General features: G+C 38.9%; 25 protein-coding genes and 2 pseudogenes. 24 read left to right on the top strand and 3 right to left on the bottom strand.

Annotated features, from left to right (window positions below; all coding sequences use genetic code 11):
* Positions 1–31 precede the first annotated feature (31 nt).
* Both QF028_RS06275 and QF028_RS06280 read left to right on the top strand, forming a co-directional pair.
* The gene (locus QF028_RS06275) at positions 32–184 is read left to right on the top strand and encodes a YjcZ family sporulation protein (protein WP_088088682.1); all 153 of its coding nucleotides are present in this window, start codon (positions 32–34) and stop codon (positions 182–184) included.
* A 188-nt stretch (positions 185–372) separates the two neighbouring features.
* Entirely contained in the window at positions 373–1,839 is a 1,467-nt protein-coding gene (locus QF028_RS06280; protein WP_429464542.1) for an NAD(P)/FAD-dependent oxidoreductase, read from the top strand.
* A 166-nt stretch (positions 1,840–2,005) separates the two neighbouring features.
* Here the strand turns inward: QF028_RS06280 and QF028_RS06285 are convergent, their stop codons facing one another.
* Positions 2,006–3,358 (bottom strand): TrkH family potassium uptake protein, encoded by a 1,353-nt coding sequence (locus tag QF028_RS06285; protein WP_429472200.1) that lies wholly within the window; start codon positions 3,356–3,358, stop codon positions 2,006–2,008.
* Positions 3,359–3,480: 122 nt separating this feature from the next.
* On the opposite strand from QF028_RS06285, the gene QF028_RS06290 reads away from it, so the two are divergent.
* The 10 genes from QF028_RS06290 to QF028_RS06335 all read left to right on the top strand — a co-directional run bounded on the left by QF028_RS06290 (position 3,481) and on the right by QF028_RS06335 (position 12,977).
* Complete coding sequence (locus QF028_RS06290; RefSeq protein WP_429464543.1) at positions 3,481–4,833, top strand: aspartate aminotransferase family protein; 1,353 nt, start codon at positions 3,481–3,483, stop codon at positions 4,831–4,833.
* Positions 4,834–5,526: a CoA transferase subunit A gene (locus QF028_RS06295; RefSeq protein ID WP_088088678.1), complete on the top strand. Its 693-nt coding sequence runs from the start codon at positions 4,834–4,836 to the stop codon at positions 5,524–5,526.
* The gene (locus QF028_RS06300) at positions 5,511–6,176 is read left to right on the top strand and encodes a 3-oxoacid CoA-transferase subunit B (protein ID WP_429464544.1); all 666 of its coding nucleotides are present in this window, start codon (positions 5,511–5,513) and stop codon (positions 6,174–6,176) included. The genes QF028_RS06295 and QF028_RS06300 overlap by 16 nt, the downstream gene beginning before the upstream one ends.
* 45 nt (positions 6,177–6,221) lie before the next feature.
* On the top strand, positions 6,222–7,475 hold the full coding sequence (locus tag QF028_RS06305; protein WP_429472202.1) for a peptidase: 1,254 nt from the start codon (positions 6,222–6,224) through the stop codon (positions 7,473–7,475).
* Between the two features lie 137 nt (positions 7,476–7,612).
* Positions 7,613–8,467: a putative beta-lysine N-acetyltransferase gene (ablB, locus tag QF028_RS06310; protein WP_429464545.1), complete on the top strand. Its 855-nt coding sequence runs from the start codon at positions 7,613–7,615 to the stop codon at positions 8,465–8,467.
* A gap of 66 nt (positions 8,468–8,533) precedes the next feature.
* Entirely contained in the window at positions 8,534–9,934 is a 1,401-nt protein-coding gene (locus QF028_RS06315) for a sigma-54 interaction domain-containing protein (RefSeq protein WP_429472204.1), read from the top strand.
* Between the two features lie 122 nt (positions 9,935–10,056).
* Positions 10,057–11,481, top strand: coding sequence for a lysine 2,3-aminomutase (ablA, locus tag QF028_RS06320; RefSeq protein ID WP_429464546.1), 1,425 nt, complete (start codon positions 10,057–10,059; stop codon positions 11,479–11,481).
* Positions 11,482–11,507: 26 nt separating this feature from the next.
* Entirely contained in the window at positions 11,508–11,792 is a 285-nt protein-coding gene (locus QF028_RS06325; RefSeq protein ID WP_088088672.1) for a YokU family protein, read from the top strand.
* A gap of 138 nt (positions 11,793–11,930) precedes the next feature.
* Positions 11,931–12,155, top strand: coding sequence for a YozE family protein (locus QF028_RS06330; protein WP_210427180.1), 225 nt, complete (start codon positions 11,931–11,933; stop codon positions 12,153–12,155).
* Positions 12,156–12,281: 126 nt separating this feature from the next.
* Entirely contained in the window at positions 12,282–12,977 is a 696-nt protein-coding gene (locus tag QF028_RS06335) for a hypothetical protein (RefSeq protein ID WP_215003217.1), read from the top strand.
* Positions 12,978–12,985: 8 nt separating this feature from the next.
* Here the strand turns inward: QF028_RS06335 and QF028_RS06340 are convergent, their stop codons facing one another.
* Positions 12,986–13,156, bottom strand: coding sequence for a hypothetical protein (locus tag QF028_RS06340; RefSeq protein WP_215010975.1), 171 nt, complete (start codon positions 13,154–13,156; stop codon positions 12,986–12,988).
* A gap of 191 nt (positions 13,157–13,347) precedes the next feature.
* Here QF028_RS06340 and QF028_RS06345 point away from each other — a divergent pair, with 191 nt between their 5' ends.
* The 6 genes and pseudogenes from QF028_RS06345 to QF028_RS06370 form a co-directional block, all read left to right on the top strand.
* The gene (locus QF028_RS06345; RefSeq protein ID WP_066256754.1) at positions 13,348–13,521 is read left to right on the top strand and encodes a YozD family protein; all 174 of its coding nucleotides are present in this window, start codon (positions 13,348–13,350) and stop codon (positions 13,519–13,521) included.
* Between the two features lie 396 nt (positions 13,522–13,917).
* The gene (locus QF028_RS06350) at positions 13,918–14,715 is read left to right on the top strand and encodes a serine/threonine protein kinase (RefSeq protein WP_429464547.1); all 798 of its coding nucleotides are present in this window, start codon (positions 13,918–13,920) and stop codon (positions 14,713–14,715) included.
* Between the two features lie 12 nt (positions 14,716–14,727).
* On the top strand, positions 14,728–15,498 hold the full coding sequence (locus QF028_RS06355) for a sporulation protein (protein ID WP_429464548.1): 771 nt from the start codon (positions 14,728–14,730) through the stop codon (positions 15,496–15,498).
* Between the two features lie 193 nt (positions 15,499–15,691).
* Positions 15,692–16,000, top strand: a complete 309-nt coding sequence (locus tag QF028_RS06360; protein WP_429472207.1) for a YodL domain-containing protein — start codon at positions 15,692–15,694, stop codon at positions 15,998–16,000.
* A 337-nt stretch (positions 16,001–16,337) separates the two neighbouring features.
* Positions 16,338–16,640 (top strand): annotated as a pseudogene (locus QF028_RS06365) (transposase); the annotation flags it as partial.
* Positions 16,641–16,644: 4 nt separating this feature from the next.
* Positions 16,645–16,929, top strand: a pseudogene (locus tag QF028_RS06370) (transposase); the annotation flags it as partial.
* 208 nt (positions 16,930–17,137) lie between these two features.
* Here the strand turns inward: QF028_RS06370 and QF028_RS06375 are convergent.
* Positions 17,138–17,266 (bottom strand): hypothetical protein, encoded by a 129-nt coding sequence (locus tag QF028_RS06375; RefSeq protein WP_088088665.1) that lies wholly within the window; start codon positions 17,264–17,266, stop codon positions 17,138–17,140.
* A 153-nt stretch (positions 17,267–17,419) separates the two neighbouring features.
* On the opposite strand from QF028_RS06375, the gene deoD reads away from it, so the two are divergent.
* The 6 genes from deoD (at position 17,420) to QF028_RS06405 (ending at position 24,400) form a co-directional block, all read left to right on the top strand.
* The gene (deoD, locus tag QF028_RS06380; protein WP_168244803.1) at positions 17,420–18,124 is read left to right on the top strand and encodes a purine-nucleoside phosphorylase; all 705 of its coding nucleotides are present in this window, start codon (positions 17,420–17,422) and stop codon (positions 18,122–18,124) included.
* Positions 18,125–18,341: 217 nt separating this feature from the next.
* Entirely contained in the window at positions 18,342–20,534 is a 2,193-nt protein-coding gene (locus QF028_RS06385) for a heavy metal translocating P-type ATPase (RefSeq protein WP_429464549.1), read from the top strand.
* Between the two features lie 21 nt (positions 20,535–20,555).
* Positions 20,556–20,762, top strand: coding sequence for a copper chaperone CopZ (gene copZ / locus QF028_RS06390; RefSeq protein ID WP_088088662.1), 207 nt, complete (start codon positions 20,556–20,558; stop codon positions 20,760–20,762).
* A gap of 228 nt (positions 20,763–20,990) precedes the next feature.
* The gene (locus tag QF028_RS06395; RefSeq protein WP_429464550.1) at positions 20,991–22,502 is read left to right on the top strand and encodes a S41 family peptidase; all 1,512 of its coding nucleotides are present in this window, start codon (positions 20,991–20,993) and stop codon (positions 22,500–22,502) included.
* A gap of 75 nt (positions 22,503–22,577) precedes the next feature.
* Entirely contained in the window at positions 22,578–23,492 is a 915-nt protein-coding gene (locus QF028_RS06400) for a CobW family GTP-binding protein (protein ID WP_429464551.1), read from the top strand.
* 86 nt (positions 23,493–23,578) lie between these two features.
* On the top strand, positions 23,579–24,400 hold the full coding sequence (locus QF028_RS06405) for a hypothetical protein (protein WP_088088660.1): 822 nt from the start codon (positions 23,579–23,581) through the stop codon (positions 24,398–24,400).
* The last annotated feature ends 52 nt before the right edge of the window (positions 24,401–24,452 follow it).

Here is a 24,452-nt window from a genome sequence, read left to right on the forward strand (position 1 = left end):
TTAAGAAACAATTTCGTGAGGAGTGAAGTGTATGTATTACGGACATGGTGGTTGTGGTTACCCTGCATACCCTGTAGGAGGTTGCGGTTACCCTGTAGGAGGTTGCGGAATCGGCAGTGGATTTGCGTTAATTGTCGTCCTGTTTATTTTATTAATCATTATCGGGGCAAGCTGGGGCTATTAAATTATGAAATAAAGGCTGACTCAAAACGAGTCAGCCATTTCCTTTTTATATAATTTTCTGACAAACGAGCGAAATCCGAACGATATAATATTTTTTTAGAAAATAGTTCGTATTTATTGTTGACGGAACAAAATTAGTCTGATATATTTACAAATGTTGAGTAAAATGACTTTGGAGGTAATTGGACAATGGATACGAGATATGATGTGATAGTAGTGGGTGCTGGCCCTGCAGGGATATTTGCCTGCTATGAACTGACACTAAAAATGCCGAACGCAAAGGTTCTATTAGTGGATAAAGGACATGATATTTATCGGAGAAATTGCCCGATTTTACAAAAGAAAATTGAGAAATGTCCTCCGGCATCTGGGAGAAAAGAATTTGCTGGGTGTCTTCCGGCATGTTCGATTACTAATGGTTTTGGTGGAGCAGGTGCTTATTCGGACGGAAAGTTTAATATCACAAGTGAATTTGGCGGCTGGATGACAGATTATCTTCCGGATTCTCAGGTAGTTGAGTTAATTCGTTATGTTGATGAAATCAACTTACAGCATGGTGCAACCACGAGCATTACTGACCCATTAACAGATGAAGTAAAAAACATCGAACGCCGCGGTTATGCTGCTGGATTAAAGTTGTTACGTGCACAGGTACGCCATCTAGGGACTGAACAAAATCTTGAAATCATGAAAAGTATCTACGAATACTTAAAGACAAAGATTGAAATGTCTTATAAAACAGAAGTTGTGGATTTAATAACTGAAAAAACAACAGATGGGCTTGTGGTGAAAGGAATTAATCTAAAAGGGGACCAAAATATTTATGCGGATAAGGTGGTCATTACACCAGGCCGAGATGGCTCTAAATGGCTTTCTGGTATCTTAAAATCGCGCAGATTACACATGATAAGTAACCAAGTAGATATTGGTGTTCGTGTTGAAACATCCAATATTGTCATGCAGGAAATCAATGAGCATTTGTATGAAGGGAAATTTATTTTTAATACATCTGTTGGGACAACTGTTCGAACATTTTGCAGTAACCCATCTGGGCATGTGGTGGTTGAAAATCATTCCGGGATTATGCTTGCCAACGGACATGCCTACAAAGATCCGAAACTTGGCAGTTCAAACACAAACTTTGCCTTACTTGTTTCCCATACGTTTTCAGATCCATTTGATAAGCCGAATGAATATGCACATGAAATTTCCCGCTTAGCAAACAGCCTTTCAAATGGCGGACTAATCGTCCAAAAATACGGAGATATTTTAAAGGGCAGAAGATCTACTGCAAAAAGGATTAAGGAAGGTTTCCTTGAGCCGACATTAAAAGAGGCTGTCCCCGGTGATCTTGGGTTAGTTCTTCCGTATAATACGTTAAAAAGCTTAATAGAAATGACCGAGGCGTTGAATCAGGTGACACCAGGACTTGCTTCAGAGCATACCTTGTTCTACGGTGTTGAGGCTAAGTTCTATTCGGCGCGACCACGCTTAAACGACCGTTTTGAATCGGAAATCAGCGGACTTTATGTCGGTGGCGATGGAGCGGGGATTACCCGTGGTCTTGCACAAGCAAGTGCATGCGGCGTCTGGATTGCTCGGGACATTATAAAAAAAGCAAAAACTGAACGAACACAGGAAACCATTCTTGTCTAACCCGCAAATTTTTGCGGGTTATTTTTTTGGGAGTGGGCGAAATTTGCAAATACTTTTTAAATTTGTCCGCATGAAGGCCCCATGAGGACAAGAAAGGCCCAATTCTTCAGAAAGCATCCGCATGAACTGCATCATGAGGGGAATTTTTACTCCTCCACTTAATGCCTTACCCAATCGTTACTTTTTCTTTCGGATAGTTGAACTTTTCCTTGCTGCCTTTGCCTCTTAAGATAAGTAAACAGGTAACAATGCCCACTCTTCCAATAAACATCAGGATAATGATGAGTATTTGTCCAAAGGTAGTAAGTCTTGGTGTTAAACCCAACGATAATCCATTGGTGCCAAAAGCAGAAGATACTTCGAAAATAACCTCTATCACAGTGCCATGTTCTGTAATCGATAGGATTAAAATGGAGAACAAACATAAAAATGCTCCGGTCGCGATCACGATAAATGATTTAAGGACATCCTCACTTAGCAGTTCACGTCTAAAGATTTTGATTGAGCTTTTTCCTTGTGCGTAAAATATGATCGCTAAAATAACAATGGCAAACGTGGTGGTTCGTATGCCCCCGCTCGCACTACTCGGTGAACCGCCGATAAACATTAATATCGACAGGAAAAGTTGGTTACTCGGAGTAAAATCATTGATATCCATTGTTGCTAATCCAGCACTTTTAGTTGTTACGGAATTAAATAAAGAGTAGAAAAAGGATTCATGCCAATTTTTATCAGAAAAAAAGTGTTGACTATCAAAACAGTAAATCAAAAATGCACCTGCTATGGTAAGGAGGACAAACGTTATAGTGGTTAACTTAGTATATAAGGTGAAATGAAATTTCTTCCTTCTATTTAGGTTTAAAAAGAATTCAAAAACCTCAACCATCACGGGAAAGCCAATTGCCCCAACAATCATCAACAAAATTATTATCGTCTGAACAAAATAATCCTCACTATAGGGACTGAGTGACGCATCCGTCAGATCGAATCCCGCATTGGTAGTGGCGCTGATGGATGAAAAAAATCCATGTTTAAAAGCAGACAATGGGCTTTCGAAATAGTTTAAAAAGCGGATCCCTAAGATAATTCCCCCCACAAATTCAAACGAAATAAAGATAATCAGGATCCGTTTTGCCAGCTGGACCAAACCAGCTAGGTTGGATTGATTTTGATCAATCATAATCAGTTGTCTTTCTTTTAAGCCTACTTTTTTACCCAGCATAATCCATAGGAATGTACTTAAGGACATAACGCCTAAGCCTCCCAATTGCAGAATTAAGCATAAGAGAAAGATTCCAAAGTTACTAAAGGTATCCTTAATTGAAATGACACTTAAACCGGTTACACTGATCGCACTAGCGGAGGTAAACATCGCATCAATAAAACTTAGCGAAACATTTGGACGGTGAGCCATTGGGATTTTTAATAAAAGAGTAGAAACGATTAATGCGGATAAATAAAAAATAACGATTAATTGAATGGTTGAAATATCTTTCGTTTTTAACTTTATTTTTTTTATTGTGCTCATAGGATCCTTTCCTTCTATAATTCTAAAAGTAATTTTATATTAATCATCTTGAAAAGTAAAAGTTCATACAATTTCTATAAGGCCTGCCTAATTTAATAAGGAAGTGTTTCCCTATGGATCATTCGTTTCTAATAAAACCAATACTCGATGACACTTACCCTGTGATTGACTACGGCATAGGAATTTATTTATTTGATATGGATGGAAAAAGGTATTTAGATGCTGCTTCCGGCGCTGTAACTGCCAATATTGGTCATGGTGTAACAGAGATTATTGAAGCAATGAATGAACAAGCAAAAAAAGTTTCGTTTGTGTATCGATCACAATTTACGAGTGAAGCAGCTGAAAATTTAGCGAAAAAAATTGCAAACATGCTTTCAGGAGATCTCAATTGGTGTTTTTTCGTAAACAGCGGTTCTGAAGCAACTGAAACGGCCATGAAAATGGCGATTCAATATTGGCAGGAAAAGGGTGTTCAAACGAAAACCAAGGTTTTATCAAGATGGGTAAGCTACCACGGGATTACCCTAGGTGCTCTTTCGATGTCAGGTCATACAGGGAGGAGAGCAAGATTTGTTCCACTTTTAGAGGATTTCCCTGTCATTAATCCCCCGTATTGCTACCGTTGCCCTTATAACCTCGAGGCACCTAACTGTGGCTATTTATGTGCCCATGAGTTAGAAACAGCTGTTAAGCGGATTGGCGCCGAACAAATCGCCGCTTTTATCGCAGAACCCGTCATCGGAGCTGCAGGCGGAGCAATTGCCCCGCCAAAAGATTACTACAAGGTCATAAAGAAAATCTGTGAGGATTATGACATTCTTTTTATCGCTGATGAAGTTATGACTGGCTGTGGCAGGACTGGCACAATGCTTGCGAGTGAACAGTGGGGAATCAATCCTGATATTGTCGCATTAGGAAAAGGGATGGGTGCAGGCTACGCACCGATTGCAGCTGCTGTTGCAACCGAAAAAGTCATCGAGCCGATAATGGCAGGAACAAAGGTGGTCATGAGCGGCCATACCTTAAGTGCCAATCCACAGGCTTGTGCAACTGCCTTAGCTGTTCTCGAATATTTAGAACAAAACAATATTATTCAAGAGGTTGAAAGTAAGGGTGCCTATTTAAGAGCACAACTTGAAGGATTAAAACCACTTTTCACGTTTATTGGTGATATCCGAGGCAAAGGGCTATTACTGGGAATAGAGTTTGTCCAACAAGTGGAATCCAAAACACCCTACCCTAGAAACGCCCAGATCACACAAAGGATTGTAGCTCTTGCAAAGGAAAAAGGACTGCTTGTATATCCAGCTGGTGCTGGCATTGATGGGATAAACGGAGACTCTATTATTATTTCTCCTCCACTTACTATCACTCAAAAAGAAATGGAGGAATTGGTCCACTTATTAAAAGAAACATTTGAAGATTTTTCTAACCAACTGAATGTAGGGGAAGGGGTGATGTAAATGGAAAATCCATTCAGAAAAATTACAACCTTAGCAGCTGTTATGGAATATTTTCATGACGGAATGACATTGATGTTTGGCGGGTTTGGCGGGGTCGGCTCTCCGCCGGCATTAATCGATGGTATTCTTGAAAAAGGAGTTCGTAATATTACTTTAATTGGGAACGACACGGGATTCCCGCAAATTGGCATAGGGAAATTAGTCAGTCAACAAAGGGCAGCGAAAGTAATTGCTTCTCATATTGGCTCCAATCCCTTTGCTGGCCAGTTCATGCATGAGGGAAAGCTGGAGGTAGAGTTTTCACCGCAGGGAATATTAGCAGAAAGAATACGCGCGGGCGGTGTTGGCCTGCCTGCGATATTGTCAGATATCGGTACGGACAATGAAATGGTTACGAAAAACAAACCATTTTTTACTCTAGGAGATAAGAAGTTTCTTGTTGAAACAGCTTTAACGGCTGAGGTGTCGATTGTTTATGCGAAAAAGGCAGATGAGTATGGGAATTTAATTTATGACAAAAGTGCCCGCAATACAAATCCGCTCGTTGCTATGGCAGGGGATATCACGATAGCAGAAGTAGAGGAAATTGTCCCGCTTGGTAGTCTTGACCCCGATGCCATCATTACACCAGGAGTGTTTGTAGATTATGTCATTCCATCTAAGGGGGTGAATTGGAAATGGGCATGGCAGTAGATATGAGAAATCAAATGGCTAAAAGGGCTGCAGAGGAAATTCAAACGGGAATGGTTGTCAACCTTGGAATTGGGATTCCATCGCTCGTTCCGAACCATCTATCAACCGAGACAAATGTGATGTTTCACGCTGAAAACGGCATTACCGGCATGGGACCTACCCCAGTAAAGGGAGAAGAAGATGAAAACTTATGTAATGCAGGAGGTTTCCCAGTCACGCTAAACAAGGGCGGATCTTATTGTGATAGTGGAATTTCTTTTGGAATGATTCGCCGGGGCAGAGTGGATATAACGATTTTAGGATCGCTAGAGGTCAGTAAAAAGGGCGACCTTGCTAACTGGATTGTCCCAGGAAAGAAGGTTCCAGGGATGGGCGGAGCGATGGAACTTGCTCAAAAAGCTAAGAAAGTCATTGTTGTCATGAATCATTGTGATAAACAAGGTAGACCCAAAATTGTCACATCATGCACGTTACCATTAACATCCTCAGCCTGTGTCGATTTAATTATCACTGATCTAGCTGTTTTCAGAGTATCTGAAGAGGGTTTACTATTAACAGAATTGTTTGCGCCCTACAGTTTAGAAACTGTTGTCAACAAAACCGGGTGCGAATTTAAGATACAAGAAACTGTTCGTATGATTCCGTATTAAGCTGAATCATTTCTAAAAGGAGTGAATCGTTTGGACAATAATGAAATGCGCATAAAACAATGGATAAAAGAGAATCGAGCACGAGGGGCAAGACTTTTACAAATCCTTGTCCGAGAAAACAGCACTCGGGGGAACGAAAGTAGTACCCAGGCGATTATTATTGAAAAATGCCGACAGTTAGGATTAACACTCGATATTTGGGAAATCGGTGGTGATGAATTAAATTCCCACCCTGCTTATTGTTGTGACCGTCAGAACTTCGGCGGGAATCCTAACCTAGTAGCTGTGTTAAAAGGTACAGGCGGCGGCAAATCGATGATTTTAAATGGTCATATTGACGTGGTCCCAGTCGGGGATGAATTAAGCTGGAAACATGACCCATTTAGCGGGACTATTGAGTGTGGCAAGCTTTATGGAAGAGGCGCGACGGATATGAAGGGTGGGAATGCTGCCCTGATAATGGCGATTGAGTCCTTAATTGCAAATGATATTAAACTAAAAGGGGATGTTATTTTTCAAAGTGTCATTGAAGAAGAAAGCGGCGGAGCTGGTACCCTAGCAGCCGTTCTTAGAGGTTACCATGCGGATGGGGCCATTATTCCAGAACCGACCAATTTGAAGATATTCCCGAAGCAGCAGGGCTCAATGTGGTTCAGAATTACCGTGAAAGGCAGAGCAGCCCATGGAGGAACCAGGTATAAAGGTGTAAGCGCAATTGAAAAAGCACTAGTAGTCATTCAAAGATTACAACAGTTAGAGAACGATAGAAATGCTAGGATTACTGATCCTCTCTTTGAAAGAATCCCCATTCCTATTCCAATTAATATTGGAAAGCTTTCAAGCGGCGAATGGCCTTCTTCGGTGCCTGACACCGCAATTATTGAGGGGAGAATGGGAGTTTCTCCGGAAGAAACGATTCAATCAGCACAACTTGAAATGGAAGCTTGCTTGAGAGAAATAAGTGAAAATGATGAGTGGCTCAGGGAAAATCCTCTTAAGATAGAATGGTTTGGCGGCAGGTGGCTGCCAGGAAGTCTTGAAAATGACCATCCATTAATGAATGAATTGACAAAGAGTTTTATAGAAGTAAAGGGTAGTAGTCCTATCATCGAGGCAAGCCCTTGGGGAACAGACGGCGGTATCCTTTCTAATATTGGTAATACTCCCGTGGTCATTTTCGGACCTGGGATAACAGAAACAGCACATGACGCCAATGAGCATATTGTTCTCGAAGATATGTTTATCGCAAGTGAGATTATTGCTCTTACTTTATTAAAATGGTGTGAGGTGGCAGAGTAAACAGATTTTTCCATTTATTGATCAAAAGATTGCTATAATTGATTTATACCGACCTAGTGGGAATGTCTGGCTAATCTAGGCCAGACATTTTTTCGAGAATGCTAGTGAAATTATTATTTACCGATGGGGTGAACTCGATGAATCAAACGGCATCCACTATTTTTCTAGAGGAAAAAAGCTATTTTCTTGAAATATATCTTGATCCATTTAATAAACGTATTCGTGTGGATGATTATCGTGGAAATACAAAATTGCTAATTGAGCGAGCGGAAGAGCTCGCAGCAAAGCACAAGGCTGAAAAGTTAATTGTCAAAGTCAGAAGTGAAGACTTTCTTAGTTTCTTGGAAAAGGGTCTTCAGCCAGAAGCTGTTGTTGATCGCTATTTTCTTGGCTCAGATGCCCATTTTTTTTCAAAGTATTATACGCCAGACCGGAAGAAAAATGATCATTGGGTGACCGAAGACGAGATGGTCAACAGTATATATCAATTAGACACGTCCATTCAGAAAGGATATCCACCAAAGGAATATGAATTACGAAAGGTCGACGAGAGCAGTGCTGTGGAACTTGCGGTACTGTACGGGCAAGTGTTTCAAATTTACCCAACCCCTTTGCATAAACCGGAATATATAAAAAAGACCATCAAGGATGGGACCATCTATTACGCTTTTTTCCTTCAAGGAAAAATAGTCAGTGCAGCTTCAGCCGAAGTGAATTCTTTTTATAAAAATGCAGAGTTAACGGATTGTGCAACATTATCTGAACATCGGAAATATGGGCTTATGAAAATTATTCTTCAGGAACTTGAAGCTGAGTTGAAAAGGAAGGGAATCTTTTGTGCCTATTCGATTGCTAGATCGTTATCCTTTGGGATGAATGCAGTTTTATTTCAGCTGGGATTTTCGTATCGGGGCAGGCTGATGAATAATTGCTTTATCTATGACAAGCTTGAAAATATGAATATGTGGGTAAAGAATCTGGCAAACTGCTAAAATTTCGGCTTACCGTGCCAATTTTTCGGCACCTTGTTAAATTGGAAGGATGGGCAGGTGAATCAAATGGTTCAGTTAACCGCTTTAACGCAAGAAGTTCTGACAGCCATTCTAAAAGGGATTGATGAAGGAATTCATGTGGTCAATACTGAGGGAAAGACAATTTTTTATAATGCAGTGGCAGCAAAGCACGATGGGATGGAAGTAAAGGAAGTGCAGGGAAAGCATTTAATTGACTCATTTCCTTCCCTAACGGAAGAGTCCAGTACCTTGCTAAAAGTAATAAAAACTGGACATCCGATCTACAACCAAACACAGGTTTATATGAATTTGCATGGGACAAGAATTGATACCATCAATACAACCCTGCCAATCTTTCTCGGGGAAGAAATAATTGGCGCGGTTGAAATAGCGAAAGATTATTCCCGAATGAAACTACTTGCGGAACGACTATTAGATTTACAAAAGGGTTTAAAGAAAAACAGTAAAAAGAAGGTAAACAGGCAAGTAAACTATACATTAAACGATCTATTGACGGTTAATCCACCCTTTCAGAGCATCAAAAATGAGGCTAAGAAACTGGCGAAATCGGATTCCCCTATTCTCGTCTACGGCGAGTCTGGAACAGGGAAAGAATTATTTGTTCAAGGAGTGCATCATGAATCCCTTCGCTCATCTGAACCGTTTATTGCTCAAAATTGTGCCGCCATTCCTGAAACACTGTTAGAAAGTATCCTGTTTGGTACGGCTAAAGGAAGCTATACGGGGGCAGTAGACCGTAAAGGGTTATTTGAATTTGCAGATGGCGGAACGCTATTCCTTGATGAATTACATACGATGCCGATAGAACTTCAAGCGAAATTATTACGGGTTTTGGAGGATGGAATGGTAAGAAGAGTGGGAAGTTCGCATAGTGTTTCTGTGGATGTGCGCGTAATTGCAGCCATGAATGTCATTCCAAGCAAGGCCCTTCAAGATCATACGCTTCGTGCGGACCTTTACTATCGATTAAATGTATTTACCTTTTCACTCATCCCTTTAAGAGAAAGAAAAGAAGATATTCTTTTTTTAGCAGATCATTTTATCAAGGGATTTAATCAAAAACTCTATAAAAATATTAGCGGATATGAGAAGAAACTTGAGCTATTTTTTATGAATTATCCATGGCCTGGTAACGTAAGGGAACTGAAACATACGATTGAATACATGATGAATGTGTGTGAAGAAAAGCAGTTGAAGTATAACGATTTACCAAGCATGTTAAGACATCTTCCAAGCACGACCACAAACACAACTAATAATGTCGGAATGGAAAGTCTATCATTAAGGAAAAATATTGAAACATTAGAGAAGGATCTAATTTTGAATGCCCTTGAATTATCTGAAGGGAACATTAACCAAGCAGCGAAGCTTTTAGAGATTCCTAGGCAAACCTTACAATATAAACTGAAAAAAATAATAGACTAAGCTGCCGAGTTTTCGGCGTTTTTTTTTTGCAAAAAACTAAAAGGGTAAGTTCTAAGCCTTCTTATGACATTGGCACATTTCTTGCATATTATTTTAGTGAAGGAAGATGGGAGGAACTTACAGTGAAACAATTTTTATATAAACCACTAAGGTATTGGAAAGATATAGAACTTTGGAAAGATGTTACTTCAGTGCAGTGGAACGATTGGCTTTGGCAGCTAACGAATACGATCCGTACGTTAGATGATTTAAAAAAGGTGATCCATTTAACTCCAGATGAAGAGGAGGGTGTAAGAATTTCTACAAAAACCATCCCCTTAAATATTACTCCATATTATGCTTCCTTAATGAATCCTGATGATCCACGTTGTCCGATCAGAATGCAGTCTGTGCCTATTTCGAAGGAGATTTATAAAACTAAATATGATCTGGAGGACCCATTATATGAGGATGAAGATTCACCTGTCCCTGGATTAACGCACCGCTATCCGGACCGAGTTCTCTTTCTTGTTACCAATCAGTGTTCGATGTATTGCCGCTACTGTACAAGGCGACGTTTCTCAGGGCAAATTGGCATGGGTGTTCCGAAGAAGCAGCTGGATGCAGCTATTTCATATATCAGGCAAACCCCTCAGGTAAGAGATGTATTAATTTCTGGCGGGGACGGCCTGCTGATTAATGATAATATTTTGGAATATATCCTTAAAAACCTGAGGGAAATTGATCATGTTGAAATTATCCGGATAGGGACAAGAGCACCTGTTGTGTTCCCGCAGCGAATTACCGAAAACCTTTGTAATATCTTGAAAAAATATCATCCAATTTGGTTGAACACTCATTTTAATACTTCGATCGAAATTACCGAGGACTCAAAAAGGGCTTGCGAAATGCTTGCCAATGCCGGGGTTCCAGTTGGTAACCAGTCTGTAATCCTTGCAGGAATCAATGACAGTGTGCCAATCATGAAAAAACTAATGCATGATCTTGTCAAAATTCGCGTCCGGCCTTATTACATTTATCAATGTGATTTATCTGAAGGGATCGGTCATTTCAGGGCACCTGTATCAAAAGGACTTGAAATTATCGAGGGGCTTCGCGGACATACCTCTGGCTATGCCGTACCGACCTTTGTCGTAGATGCACCAGGTGGAGGGGGTAAAATTGCCCTTCAGCCGAATTACTTGATCTCGCAAAGTCCAGAGAAAGTGGTCATTCGGAATTTTGAAGGCGTAATCACCTCATACCCAGAGCCAGAAAATTATGTGCCTGGAAGGGCAGAGGGTTATTTTCAAGAGGTTTACCATGATATGGAAGCGAAAAGGTCTCTTACAGGAATCTCAGGTATTATGAATGATCAACACTTTAACCTTGTTCCAGAGGGATTAACAAGGTTAAATCGCCGTAAGGATTATTACCAAGACCCGGCACACACGACGTTAAAGGATAAGCGCAGCAAACGGAATGAATTAAAGGATAAGAAATTTAAAGCATTGTCTCAAAAAGAAGCAGGTAGTCAGGAAACAAAAACGGATGGAACATCAGCCTAGATGTTGAAGGAATAGGAGGAGTATAATTGGAAACCGTATGTGAATGGTGTTCAAGCACAAATGTAGAAAGAGTAACCACTTCAGTTTTTTGGGAGCTGCCAGATGGGACGCGAGCGATTGAAATCTCGGAAACCCCCACCTTTTCCTGCCCTGATTGTGCAATGATTTATCAAAGCGAACCAATTGTAAAAGAAATAGAGAATCAGTTGTATTTAATTGATTGTAAACTGATTGGAAAAGTGGTCAGCTTCGAAGAGTTAATGGCGGTTCCAAGATTATTAAAGAAAAATTACTTTGACTTTTCATCATAATGAAAGCAGCCTCAATTGTAGGCTGCTTTTATGCTTTATGGTATTTCTAAACGCTGGACGCTTACCATAGTATCCGTTATAGTATTTCATAAGAAATACATATAGAGTGAATCTGGATGAGGAAGGCGTTTATATATGATTAAATCATTTTATCATTTTTTAATGAAATATAGGCATCCTGCTCCAAAGGATGCTATTAGTGACTTTGCCAATCATGCCTATTTAGATCATAGTTTTCCGAAAACTTCCGAGGACTATCATGAGTTAAGTTCTTATCTAGAACTGAATGGTCAATACTTAGAATCAATGTCCGTTTTTGATGAGGCATGGCAGCAATATTTGATTACTGAAAGCAAAATATAGAACAATGTGATCGTCTCAGAAATGAGGCGATTTTTTCATTTTACAATTCACATGCGCTTTTATTTAAACGGCGCATATACTATTGTAATCAAAATTCACGACTTATTATTGAGAGGATGGGAGGAAATGGGAAATAGAAAAAAACCGAAGTATAAGATCGGTGATACGGTCGTGATTACAATCTATGGAACAGTTGGCAAGGTAACAGATGTAAAGTGGCTAGATGGGAAGTACGTATATGAAGTAAACAAAAGTGACGGATTATTCATTGAATCCGCCTTACAATTACTATCAGAATTCGATGGCGTTGTAATGGAACAAGAACAAATTGACATCGAATATAATTTTTTCTTCGGCGATTTAGTTCAAGTAAGCGGTTATGGTGCAGACTTGTTTAAAGTTGTAGGCTTCCGTACAGAAATTTGGCGCTATAAAGAAGATGCCTGGGAAGATGTCATTTATGAGCTATCAAGGGTAAGTGATGGTGAATGGCTTGAAGCTGGTGAAGAAGAATTGACACTTGTTGCAGATGCTGAAAATGCTGATACATTTATTCAAAAACTGGGTCTCCTATACTTAGTGAATAAGCAGGAAAAGGCAGTCGATAATCCAAAAGTCCAGAACATTATTAGAAAAGCAGAATTCGAAGAAATTGAACGCAAAAAGGAAAAAAAGGAATTAATTGACAACTTATTGGACATATTTAATGATTACCGGATTTTATATGAAATGTTTCAGGATCAGGAATATTATCAAGTAATGCGTGTGATTCTTCGGAAATTGGAAAGTCTTGTCAGTAACGATGGCAAGAGTCACGTCTAAGAAAGAAGCTACCACCTCGAAATTTCAAATAGTAAATAAACAACAAACGGGATACCAGCCCATTTAATAAGAAAAAACATCACATCTAGAATCTTCTCAAATGTTTGGAGGGTGAGACCATCCTCCCGATTAACATCATTTATCCATGCCTCTAATTTTAATTGTAAATTTAACATCATATCACCTCAGGGAAAGTTCTTTTCATTCATCCTATGCTTGTCCAATCCAAAAAAGACTTCATCTCTTATTGAAATTTAAGGGGTTAATAAATCCTCGTTCACTTTGGAAATGGATATTCAATTAAGTCCTTAAAGTAAATAGCATGAAAAAGCCATGTACATCATACATTCTCTAAAAAGGGGGCGATGCTATGAGAGAAATTGAAGTATTTATTGATACTGAAGAGATTGCCGAATTTTTCTTTCATGAGCTTGTAAAAAGGGGATACGTTCCTAGTGAAGAAGAATTAGAGGAAATTGCAGACATAACTTTCGAATATTTAATTGAGAAGAGTATTATCGACGAAGAAGAAGAGGATGAATAAAAAATTAATTAATCAAATAGAAGGAAATAGTCTTTTCCTTTTAATATAGATTAATACAGAAGACGAGCATTCGGTGCTCGCTTTTTGTTGTGCTCGTTAAAAAAACCTTTAGCCAAAGAGCATTGGTCATCATATTTAGTAAATTTCGCTAATCATGAAACCTTTATTTTTTCTAAACGTATGAATGTTTACGAAGCTAAGGAGGGGAAAGAATTGTTAAAAAAAATCCTTAAATTAATTTTCAAAAGTAAGCTTCACCATCACCATCAATATAGCTCTTCAAGTGATGCCTGGAAGAGAAGAAATCATTATAAGCACAACAACCTAGGACATCATCATTATAAAAAGAAGTATAAAAGTAGAAGTTTTTTTAGCAGCTAGCAAGGTGCCCTTCTCATGATAAAAAGAATTGCATTCCTATTTTCCAATTTATTTGAACAACTGTTCCCAAATGATAAGCTCATCGCTGATCGATACAAGGTCATTGGACATCTCGGAGCAGGTGGTTACGGTCATAGTTACTTGGTTTATGATCTGGAATCAAAGCAAAAAAAGGTTCTAAAAGCCTTGCGACTCCATAAAAGATTAACGCAATCGGGTCGAATTGACTTTGATTATGAGAAAGAACTGTTAAGTTCGATTGAACATCCTGGTTTTCCAAGGTATTTTGAGGGTGGTACCGTTAACAACATTCCTTTTTACACAATGGAATTTATTGAGGGGATGAACTTTGAACAGCTTATTTTTGCTGAAGGAAAGAAAGTCTCTGAAAAAGAAGCTTTTCAAATCGTCTATGAATTACTAAATCCGATTGAATATCTGCACAATCATAAAATAATCCACAGAGATATCCGAATCCCGAATGTCATTTCGGATGGTGCTAAGATTAGGCTAATTGATTTAGGGCTAGGAAGACATCTTAATCTTATAACAGCAGTTCAGACAACAAAGGAAAACAATATCCGTAAAGAGGTTAACTGCCAAGCGGATTTTTATGGATTGGGACATTTCCTATTGTTTTTGCTGTATTCAAATTTTACTTTTCCACAACACAAACAGGAAAAAAGCTGGGAAGAGGAATTGGAAATTTCGAACCAGGCCAAACACATAATTAGAAAGCTCTTACAGATTGAACCAGCATATGAAAACTGTGCCCAAATAAGAGCTGAAATAATAAATTTATACTTAATCTAGGGGGAGAAAAAAATGTCTTTTTTTAACAAAGTATTTGCCAGCGTAGGAATTGGGTCAGCAGCAGTGGACACAAAGCTTGAAAAAGATACTTATATGCCGGGGGAGACTGTTAACGGAGTAGTTGAAATTAAAGGAGGCAAGATCGATCAGCAGGTTGATGAGATTTATCTCACCTTAAATACCACCTATTTAAGAGAGTCAGATGACAAAAAGTATACCGTCACTGCTGCGATCGAAAAGTTTCGATTAACTACTCCTTTTGTCATTCGTGCAAATGAGAAAAAAGACATTCCATTTTCCTTTCAACTTCCTTTGGATACGCCGCTTTCCATTGGCAGGTCAAAGATTTGGGTAACTACCGGTCTAGATATTAAAGGCGGTGTGGACCCAAGCGATAAAGATTATCTAAAAGTTGTCCCTAACTCACTTATGTCTGCTGTGTTTAATGCTATTGATAATTTAGGATTTAGGATTCGAGAAGCCGATTGTGAAGAAGCACCGCGGCGATTACGGGGACGTTTACCGTTTGTTCAAGAATTTGAGTTTGTACCTATTGCAGGATTATTTCGTGGCAGATTAGATGAACTAGAAGTAGTTTTCTTCCCGTCTGGAAATGGCATGCTTGATATCATGTTCCAAGTGGACCGTCGGGCAAGAGGGCTATCAGGATTGTTTTCAGAGGCAATGGGTGCAGATGAGACCAATGTACGCTTGTCAGTTTCAAATGCAGATATCCCGAATTTACAACAAAAAATTCAAAGTGCAATTCAACGATATTCATAAAATCCTGACAATAGGGCCATTTTGGTCCTATTGTTTTTATGTATATTGAAACAACTTGATTCGACAAAAATCATCTTTGCTGGATAAAAAAAGTGCAATTCGACAAAAATAATGGGATTTTCAAGAAGGAATCGACAATGTCCATCGCTAATTATTAGAATAAGCAATTAATTCTAATAATTGGAGGTATATGATGATCAAAGTGTTAACAAAAAGAGCAAGTATACAATATGATGTGACGATCTTTCAAACTCCAAAATACCGTGAAAATAAAGGGCATAAAGAGGTTTTTCGAGCCACTATTCCAGCAAATAGCCGAGTGCAATGCTTAGAGGAAACTTTCAGCCGCTTTAATGTTACTGACAGAATCCCTGCAGATTATCAAGGCAGATTTCTCTCAACCGGGGATATTGTGTTAATAGACGAAGGCAGGGGAGGACAGCATTATTATCAATTAAAACCTGGTGGTTGGTTTCCTATTAACAGAATAGTTCTTCTGTAAGTTAAAAACCTAAGGAAAGTATTCCTTAGCAGGCTGTCGAGAAACTTTCGACAGCCTCTTATTTTCTACAATAACTTTAACCATTCACCGCGTTAATTTATTATAATATTATTAATATATAGGCTTTGCAACATGTCTGTTGATTTGCGCTCCAGGCACTTCGCTTTCCGCGGGCGTGCCGGGGAGCCTCCTCGGCGCTGAAGCGCCTGCGGGGTCTCCCCTGCCCCGTACTCCCGCAGGAGTCTGTGTGCCTTCCGCGCAAATCAGCAGAGCTGTAAAATCAATAATACACTGCTCTTAACACAACCAAACAATAAAAAATTAAGTGGTGAAATCTATGTTTAAACCAAGAGTATCTACCCAAAGTGAATATGAATTTGTTTCTATTGATGAATTGGTTCCTGACAATCACCTTCTTCGATTAATCGATAAATATATTGATCTTTCATTCCTTCTTGAAAAGGTACGTCCTTATTATAGTGATGATAACGGACGCCCTTCCGATCCCACTATTCTATTTAAAATGATGTTTATTGGTTATATTTATGGCATCCGATCCGAGCGACAATTACAAAGAGAAATTGAAATGAATGTTGCCTACCGCTGGTTTTTAGGCCTGAAATTTAAGGATCCTGTTCCACACAAATAAGGTAAAAGTAGTGACACGTCATGTTTGGGAAGAGCACAAGGAAAAGGTAAGGGAAAATCGCATATCTAAATCTGGAAAAATGCTTTATAAATTTAGAAAGGAAAAAATTGAGCGAAGCTTCGCAGACTCAAAAGAGCTGCACGGGCTTCGCTATTGCCGGTTACGGGGATTGAAGAAAGCAAGCGAACAGGCTCTCCTTACGGCAGCCTGCCAAAATATGAAAAAGATTGCAACACAATTAGCAAGGCTAGAAAAAGTGTGTTGCAATTCTTTAGGTTGATTACCTCCCTGTTGATTTCCGCGGAAGGCACGCAGACTCCTGCGGGAGGCCCCCCGGACCGCCCGCGGAAAGCGAAGTGCCTAGAGCGGAAATCAACAGGCCCATTAGCAGGTACAATGAATAATTAAATGCTGAGAATAAAAAATTGCCGAGAAAAATACCCTTTCTCGACAATCTGCTAAGGAAAGTATTCCTTAGGTTTTTTAGCTTAGTGCTTTCTTCCACCAGTTGCATTGTGCTCTTTTGCATGTGCTTCATGTTCAGCCACAATGGCCTCAGCAGGGATGTGATTATTTTTCTTCGGTGAATTAGTGCGGCTTCGATGTTTTTTACCCATGAATGATCTCCCTCCAATCTTAAAAATAGCTTCCCACAAAATAATAAATTCATGTCTGTTTCATTGCAGAGTTTCTCATTAGAAATTGTTTATGATATATTGTCAATGAAAACAGTTTTAATACGGCTGTAGTTATTGATTGGAGGAATATAGATGAGTGTACATATTGGTGCGAAGGAAAACGAAATTGCTGAAACAGTATTACTGCCAGGAGACCCGCTTCGGGCTAAATATATTGCAGAAACATTTCTAGATGATGCAAAATGTTACAACGAAGTTCGTAATATGTTCGGATTTACTGGGACGTATAAAGGAAAAAGAATTTCTGTACAAGGAACTGGAATGGGTGTTCCTTCCATTTCTATTTATATTAATGAACTTATGCAAAGCTATAATGTCCAAAATCTAATTCGTGTTGGAACATGTGGAGCCATTCAAAAAGATGTAAAGGTTCGTGATGTCATTTTGGCAATGACAAGCTCAACCGACTCAAATATGAATCGTTTAACGTTTGGTCATGTCGATTTTGCCCCTACAGCAAACTTTGATTTACTTCGTAAGGCATATGATGCAGGGGTGGCAAAGGGACTTAACTTGAAAGTAGGAAATATTTTTACAGCAGATTCATTCTATAATGATAACGCTGAACTTGAAAAATGGGCTAAATATCAAATCCTGGCGATCGAAATGGAGACCACTGCCCTTTATACATTAGCCGCTAAATTTGATCGGAAAGCACTTTCCGTTCTAACAGTTAGTGATCACATCTTAACAGGTGAAGAAACAACAGCCGAAGAAAGACAATTAACCTTTAACGATATGATAGAAGTAGCTTTAGAAGCAGCGATAAAAGAATAATCAACATGAGCCTTTTCCAAATAGGATGAGGCTTTTTATTTTAGTAATTAACAGGAACTCACTACCAAAATGGAGAATAAATAAAAAACAAAACTCCTCTGTGACAAAAATCATCGAAAGACGTCAAAATTAGGCTTAAATTAATTATAGTATTATTTTCGGTATAAATCCTATGACCAAATATACGGGGGTATAGTATATAAAAGAGGTGATCCAAATGAAAGAGCAGCTCAAATTAGACATTTCTGGAATGACCTGTGCAGCCTGTTCAACGAGAATCGAGAAAGTCCTCAATAAAATGGACAGTGTTGAGGCAAATGTCAATTTGGCAATGGAAAGTGCAGCTATTTCTTTCGATACAGAACTGGTTTCAAGTAATGATATTATTACTAAAATAGAAAATCTTGGTTATGAAGCAACAGAAAAGGTTCACAGGGATACCAAACAGCAGCATAAAGATGCGGAAATTAAACAGAAAAAACGTATATTTCTTCTGTCGGTAATTCTGTCAATACCGCTTCTATATACGATGCTTTCCCATTTGCCTGTTGATTTTGGTTTACCAATGCCACATTTTTTGATGAATCCATGGTTTCAATTACTTTTGGCAACTCCTGTGCAATTTTATATAGGTGGTCAGTTTTATATGGGTGCTTTTAAGGCCCTGAAAAATAAAAGTGCTAATATGGATGTCCTTGTCTCGTTAGGAACATCAGCAGCATATTTTTATAGCTTAGCTGAAGGAATGAAAACAATTGGTAACACTAACTATATGCCACATCTATATTTTGAAACAAGTGCTGTACTGATTACATTAATTCTATTAGGGAAATTATTTGAAACGATGGCCAAAGGGAAAACAACGCTTGCCATATCGAAGTTGTTAAGTCTCCAAGCAAAAGAAGCCACTGTACTAAGAGAAGGTAAGGAGCTTCAAATTCCAATTGAGGAAGTGAAAGTTTCTGACAACTTATTAGTTAAGCCAGGGGAAAAAATTCCTGTCGATGGAATAGTAACTTTAGGGCAATCTTCTGTTGATGAAGCAATGATAACCGGTGAGTCAATCCCAGTGGAAAAATCTGTTGGGGACAAAGTCATTGGTTCAACGATCAATAAGAATGGCACCCTGACCATAAAAGCATTGAAGATTGGCAAAGATACAGCACTTGCTGGAATAATTAAAATTGTCGAAGAAGCCCAAGGCAGCAAAGCCCCAATCCAACGGGTAGCAGATACAATTTCAGGTTATTTTGTGCCTGTTGTGCTTGCAATCTCAATGTTTACTTTTTTAATTTGGTACTTCTTTGTGAATCCTGGAGATTTCCCTTCCGCATTAGAAACAGCGATTGCTGTTCTTGTTATAGCTTGTCCATGCGCGTTAGGACTAGCCACTCCAACATCTATCATGGTTGGTACAGGTAAAGGAGCTGAAATGGGGATTCTTTTTAAAGGTGGAGAGCATTTAGAAGCAGCCCATAAAATTAATGCAATCGTCCTTGATAAAACCGGCACGATCACAAAAGGACATCCTACAGTAACAGATTTTATAGCCTATCAGGACGAGAAAAAAGTACTCCAATACCTCGTTTCAGCAGAAAAGTCATCTGAACATCCACTTGCCGAAGCGATCGTAAAATATGGGATTGAAAAAAGATCAAGTACCCTGCCTGTCAAACGGTTTAAGGCAGTACCTGGTTATGGAATTGAAGCAAAAATAGGCGATGATGAAATATTTGTAGGCACCAGTAAACTTATGGCTCTAAAAAATATTCCCAGCATTACGGGAGACCAAGACCTAACCCGATTGGAGAACGAAGGGAAAACAGCTATGTTTATTGCCATAAATTCCACTATTATGGGTGTAGTTGCGGTTGCCGATACAGTAAAAGAGACAGCTAAAATGGCGGTTCAGCAATTAAACCAATTAGGAATTAAAGTGTTTATGTTAACTGGTGATAATGAACGTACGGCTAAAGCGATTGCGAATCAAGTCGGCATTACTAATGTAATTGCAGAAGTCCTTCCCGAGGAAAAGGCCAATCATGTCAAAGAACTACAGCTGCAAGGTCTAAAAGTGGCCATGGTTGGCGATGGAATAAATGATGCACCAGCCCTTGTCGTAGCTGATATAGGAATTGCAATCGGTACGGGTACTGATGTAGCGATTGAAGCTGCTGATATAACAATTCTTGGCGGGGAATTAACCTTGATTCCAAAGGCAATGGGTTTAAGTAAATTAACGATGCAAAATATTCGCCAAAACCTCTTTTGGGCGCTTGTTTATAATTCAGGGGGGATTCCAATTGCGGCACTTGGCTTGTTAGCCCCTTGGGTTGCTGGTGCAGCCATGGCGTTTAGTTCAGTATCAGTAGTGTCCAACGCCCTTCGTTTGAAGCGAGTGAAAATATAAATATAAAGTGAGGTAATTTTCATGGAGAAAACAACATTACAGGTTACAGGAATGACATGCGGACATTGTGAAAAGGCAGTGAAAACAGCACTTCTCAATTTAGAAGGTGTAACAGAAGTTAATGTTTCATTAAAAGATGGCAAGGTTATGGTTGGTCATGATCTAAGCAAAGCCTCAGTTGGGAAGCTTAAAGAAGCCGTCGAAGATCAAGGTTATGATGTAGGATAAAAATAAACGGCACCTACCATTTGGTAGGTGCCGTTTATTGTGAAAATTTATTTGTGATCTTATTATAATTTCATTAACTTTTCTTTGTTAATTTTATACGAAAGATGTTATTCTAATCACTAAGGGTTATTTTTTAAAAGTATCTGATAATAGCTTTTGAAAATTTGGAAATCCATCTAGCACCTAATAAGAAAATTTTCGCTGGATCATTTCTTATTTTTATGGATAATGAAAGTGGTGAAGGATTTGGAAGACGAGAAAATTGAACAGATAAAAGCGCAAGAATCAAACGTTGAACAAGAGCAAGGATCAGCAAACAAATCAGGACACATACGTTTAAAAAAATTCCATTTTATCATGCTGTTGTTTATGGTTGTGTTTCTATCTGCGGGAATTACAACGTTTGCACTAGCATTTGGAGAAGAAAAGGTCGTTACAGTTGGAACAGAAAGACCAGAATTTGATAAACTCTATGAAGCATATGATACATTGAAAAGTGGTTATTTTAAGGATATTGATCAAAAAAAGGTCATTAATGGTGCAATAAATGGGATGGTGGAGTCGCTGGATGATCCCTATTCAGACTATATGAGTAATGAAGAAGCAGAAAGCTTTCATGGCAGCATTTCTTCATCTTTTGAAGGGATTGGCGCTGAAATTCAGGAAAAGGATGGGCACATCGTGATTGTGTCTCCCATAAAAGGATCTCCTGCGGAAAAAGCTGGCTTAAAGCCAAATGACATGATTATGTCCGTTAATGGAAAAAGCCTCCAAGGGATGAATTCTACTCAAGCAGTAACACTGATTCGTGGGAAAAAGGGTACAAAGGTAGAGTTGTCTGTCCAACGCCCTGGTACAGCAGCTCCAATGACTGTGCCAATTATCCGTGATGAGATACCAATTGAAACTGTTTATGGTGAAATGGTGGGAGACGGAATTGCTAAAGTTCAAATTACGAGCTTTTCTAGTAATACGTCGAAGGAACTAGTTGAGACCTTGAATGACTTGAATAGGAAAGGAATGAAGGGTCTAGTCTTAGACTTGCGTCAAAATCCAGGAGGTTTATTGGACCAAGCCATCTCGATTTCGAGCATGTTCGTTCCAAAAGGGAAACTTATTTTAAAAGTAGAAGACCGAAATGGAAAGATTAAGGAATATCCTTCTCAAAATGAAGGGAACCCAAATCTTCCTTTGGTTGTTTTAATTGATAAAGGGAGTGCCAGTGCATCAGAAATACTTGCTGCAGCTGTAAAAGAATCTGCTGGTGTTAAGCTAGTCGGAGAGAAGTCTTTTGGTAAGGGAACAGTCCAGACTGCTTCTGACTTCAAGGATGGCTCAAATCTTAAATTCACCACGGCGAAATGGTTGACACCGAACGGGAATTGGATTCATAAAAAGGGGATAAATCCTGATGTAGCAGTAGCCCTGCCTGAATATGCAACTCTAACAATTATTAATCCCGATAAGGAACTGAAACTATCTGCATCATCTACGGAAGTTCAAACTGCCCAAAAAATGCTCAAAGCGATTGGTTATGATCCAGGTCGGACAGATGGATTTTTCGATCAAAAGACAAAAGATGCCGTTACTGCCTTCCAAAAAGCTCAAAAACTCCCAGTCAATGGTGTTTTAAAAGGTGATTCCACCATGAAACTAATGGAGTTATTAAGGGACAAAATAAAAACAAGTGATACACAAATGCAAGAAGCGATTAAAGTATTAAAGGGAACGATGAAATAAAAAAAGTAACCCGACTCCCCGGAGTTGGGTCATTTTTTTAGAGTACAATTAATGACCATTGGAAGGGAATTGAGGATGAAAAAAGCTGAGGTTTATATTTTATCAGGATTTTTGGGAAGCGGGAAAACCACCCTTTTAAAACGATTGTTAGAAGATGAACAAAGGTTAGGAAGAAAAACAGCTGTCATGATGAACGAACTAGGTAAGGTTTCCATAGACTCTGATGCAGTTGAGGGGGATGATGTTTCCTTAAAAGAATTGTTAGGAGGATGTATTTGCTGCTCCATCCAAGACAAACTTGAAGCTCAGTTGCAAGGATTATTATTTGATGAAAAACCAGAAGTGATATATATCGAAACAACCGGTGCTGCCCATCCTGTGGAGGTTTTGGATGCGATCCTTTCCCCATTGTTTGCAGATAAATTATTGATTAAAGGCATCCTAACAACAGTCGATGGCAAGAGATGGATGGAAAGAAAATCCTTAAGTCCCCAGCTCCAGCAATTGATCCTTGAGCAAGTAAGGCATGCTGACTTCATTATTATCAACAAAATGAATGAATTAAAAGAGAATGAGAAAGCAAAGATAATATTCGAGATTCAATCCATTAATTCTAATGCAAGATGCCTTCTTACTAATTATTCACAGGTGTCAATTGAACAGCTGAGAAAACTTTCTGTATCCTTTGAAAAGGAAAAGAAAGAGTCACAACGAGTAACTATAAATTTAACGACATTTGTTTATCAATTTAAAACTGCCATTAGCCATGCTGAATTTGAGAATTTCTTAAAACGTTTACCAGATACAATTTACCGAATAAAGGGCTATGTTAAGTTTGATCATTCGGACCTGCCTTTTTTATTTCAGTTTTCTTATGGCATGCCGATTTATCTAAAAGAAGACATGAATATGCGATTAAACCTTGTGTTTATTGGTGAAGGTATAAATTGGAATGGGATTGAAACACAATTAGAAAATCTTGAAAAGTAAGAAAAATACCATGATTGAATGAATGATAATTTCCTCTTCAGGTAACTCTTTTAATGTAGCAAAGATTTTTGTAAAAGGAGGATACGATGAAGAGGGTAGTCATTTTTTTAATGTTAATTCATATCCTCCTAAATGGCCAAGGGGTAAAAGCAGCATCAACAATCAGCTATAAAATTGAGATGTTAAATTGGAAAGAAGTTAATCAAATCCTGCCAAAGTACACAAAATTTACGGTAATGGACGTGGAAACGGGAAGAAAGTTCAAGGTGCAACGACGTGCGGGAAGCCACCATGCGGATGTACAGCCATTAACCACAAAAGACACGAAGGTAATGAAAAGAATATACGGGGGTAAATGGAGTTGGAAACGCCGAGCTATTATTGTTATTCATAAGGATCAATGGATAGCGGGCTCGATGCATGGAATGCCGCATGGTGCTGGAGCATTAGCGAATAGCTTTCCAGGTCACTTTTGTATTCATTTTTATGGGAGTACCACTCATCGCACCAACTCAATGGACTTATCACATATGCTCATGGTTTTGAAGGCTTCTGGCAAATTAAATCAGTATTTAGGAAAAGCGAATCCCTATGAGGTCATAAATGCCTATGTTGCAGGATTGAAGCAGCAGGATGTCCAGATTACTTCCCAAGCTTCTTTACAAAAAATAAACTGGAAGCCGATTTTAGGGAATGTAGAAAGTGTTAGAATTTCTCGAATGGAGCTTTTGCCAGCAGAGGATTTAACCGAGGAAATTAGTTTAGATGTCCCCATCGAAATTGATTGGTTTATAAAAAACAGAGGCGGGCAATCCTTTAGAGGGGATATTCATCTGGTAAGATTTTCACCAATTGATGCTTGGAAAGTGGATTCAAAGGATTTTCTAAAAGAAAATAATCTTCACTAAACAAAAAAACATCCTAGTTACTGGACAACCCAATAATTAGGATGTTTTTTTG

Origin of the sequence: Neobacillus sp. B4I6 (assembly GCF_050434045.1) — a bacterium.
In the GTDB taxonomy this organism is placed as follows: Bacteria; Bacillota; Bacilli; order Bacillales; family Cytobacillaceae; genus Neobacillus.

What these genes read in the sequence shown, in the direction of transcription:
- QF028_RS06275 (WP_088088682.1), top strand. Translation starts at nt 32, where the DNA reads ATGTATTACGGACATGGTGGTTGTGGTTACCCTGCATACCCTGTAGGA.
- QF028_RS06280 (WP_429464542.1), top strand. Translation starts at nt 373, where the DNA reads ATGGATACGAGATATGATGTGATAGTAGTGGGTGCTGGCCCTGCAGGG.
- QF028_RS06290 (WP_429464543.1), top strand. Translation starts at nt 3,481, where the DNA reads ATGGATCATTCGTTTCTAATAAAACCAATACTCGATGACACTTACCCT.
- QF028_RS06295 (WP_088088678.1), top strand. Translation starts at nt 4,834, where the DNA reads ATGGAAAATCCATTCAGAAAAATTACAACCTTAGCAGCTGTTATGGAA.
- QF028_RS06300 (WP_429464544.1), top strand. Translation starts at nt 5,511, where the DNA reads ATGGGCATGGCAGTAGATATGAGAAATCAAATGGCTAAAAGGGCTGCA.
- QF028_RS06305 (WP_429472202.1), top strand. Translation starts at nt 6,222, where the DNA reads ATGCGCATAAAACAATGGATAAAAGAGAATCGAGCACGAGGGGCAAGA.
- ablB (WP_429464545.1), top strand. Translation starts at nt 7,613, where the DNA reads ATGAATCAAACGGCATCCACTATTTTTCTAGAGGAAAAAAGCTATTTT.
- QF028_RS06315 (WP_429472204.1), top strand. Translation starts at nt 8,534, where the DNA reads ATGGTTCAGTTAACCGCTTTAACGCAAGAAGTTCTGACAGCCATTCTA.
- QF028_RS06335 (WP_215003217.1), top strand. Translation starts at nt 12,282, where the DNA reads ATGGGAAATAGAAAAAAACCGAAGTATAAGATCGGTGATACGGTCGTG.
- QF028_RS06340 (WP_215010975.1), bottom strand. Translation starts at nt 13,156, where the DNA reads ATGATGTTAAATTTACAATTAAAATTAGAGGCATGGATAAATGATGTT.
- QF028_RS06345 (WP_066256754.1), top strand. Translation starts at nt 13,348, where the DNA reads ATGAGAGAAATTGAAGTATTTATTGATACTGAAGAGATTGCCGAATTT.
- QF028_RS06350 (WP_429464547.1), top strand. Translation starts at nt 13,918, where the DNA reads ATGATAAAAAGAATTGCATTCCTATTTTCCAATTTATTTGAACAACTG.
- QF028_RS06355 (WP_429464548.1), top strand. Translation starts at nt 14,728, where the DNA reads ATGTCTTTTTTTAACAAAGTATTTGCCAGCGTAGGAATTGGGTCAGCA.
- QF028_RS06360 (WP_429472207.1), top strand. Translation starts at nt 15,692, where the DNA reads ATGATCAAAGTGTTAACAAAAAGAGCAAGTATACAATATGATGTGACG.
- QF028_RS06375 (WP_088088665.1), bottom strand. Translation starts at nt 17,266, where the DNA reads ATGGGTAAAAAACATCGAAGCCGCACTAATTCACCGAAGAAAAATAAT.
- deoD (WP_168244803.1), top strand. Translation starts at nt 17,420, where the DNA reads ATGAGTGTACATATTGGTGCGAAGGAAAACGAAATTGCTGAAACAGTA.
- QF028_RS06385 (WP_429464549.1), top strand. Translation starts at nt 18,342, where the DNA reads ATGAAAGAGCAGCTCAAATTAGACATTTCTGGAATGACCTGTGCAGCC.
- copZ (WP_088088662.1), top strand. Translation starts at nt 20,556, where the DNA reads ATGGAGAAAACAACATTACAGGTTACAGGAATGACATGCGGACATTGT.
- QF028_RS06395 (WP_429464550.1), top strand. Translation starts at nt 20,991, where the DNA reads ATGAAAGTGGTGAAGGATTTGGAAGACGAGAAAATTGAACAGATAAAA.
- QF028_RS06400 (WP_429464551.1), top strand. Translation starts at nt 22,578, where the DNA reads ATGAAAAAAGCTGAGGTTTATATTTTATCAGGATTTTTGGGAAGCGGG.
- QF028_RS06405 (WP_088088660.1), top strand. Translation starts at nt 23,579, where the DNA reads ATGAAGAGGGTAGTCATTTTTTTAATGTTAATTCATATCCTCCTAAAT.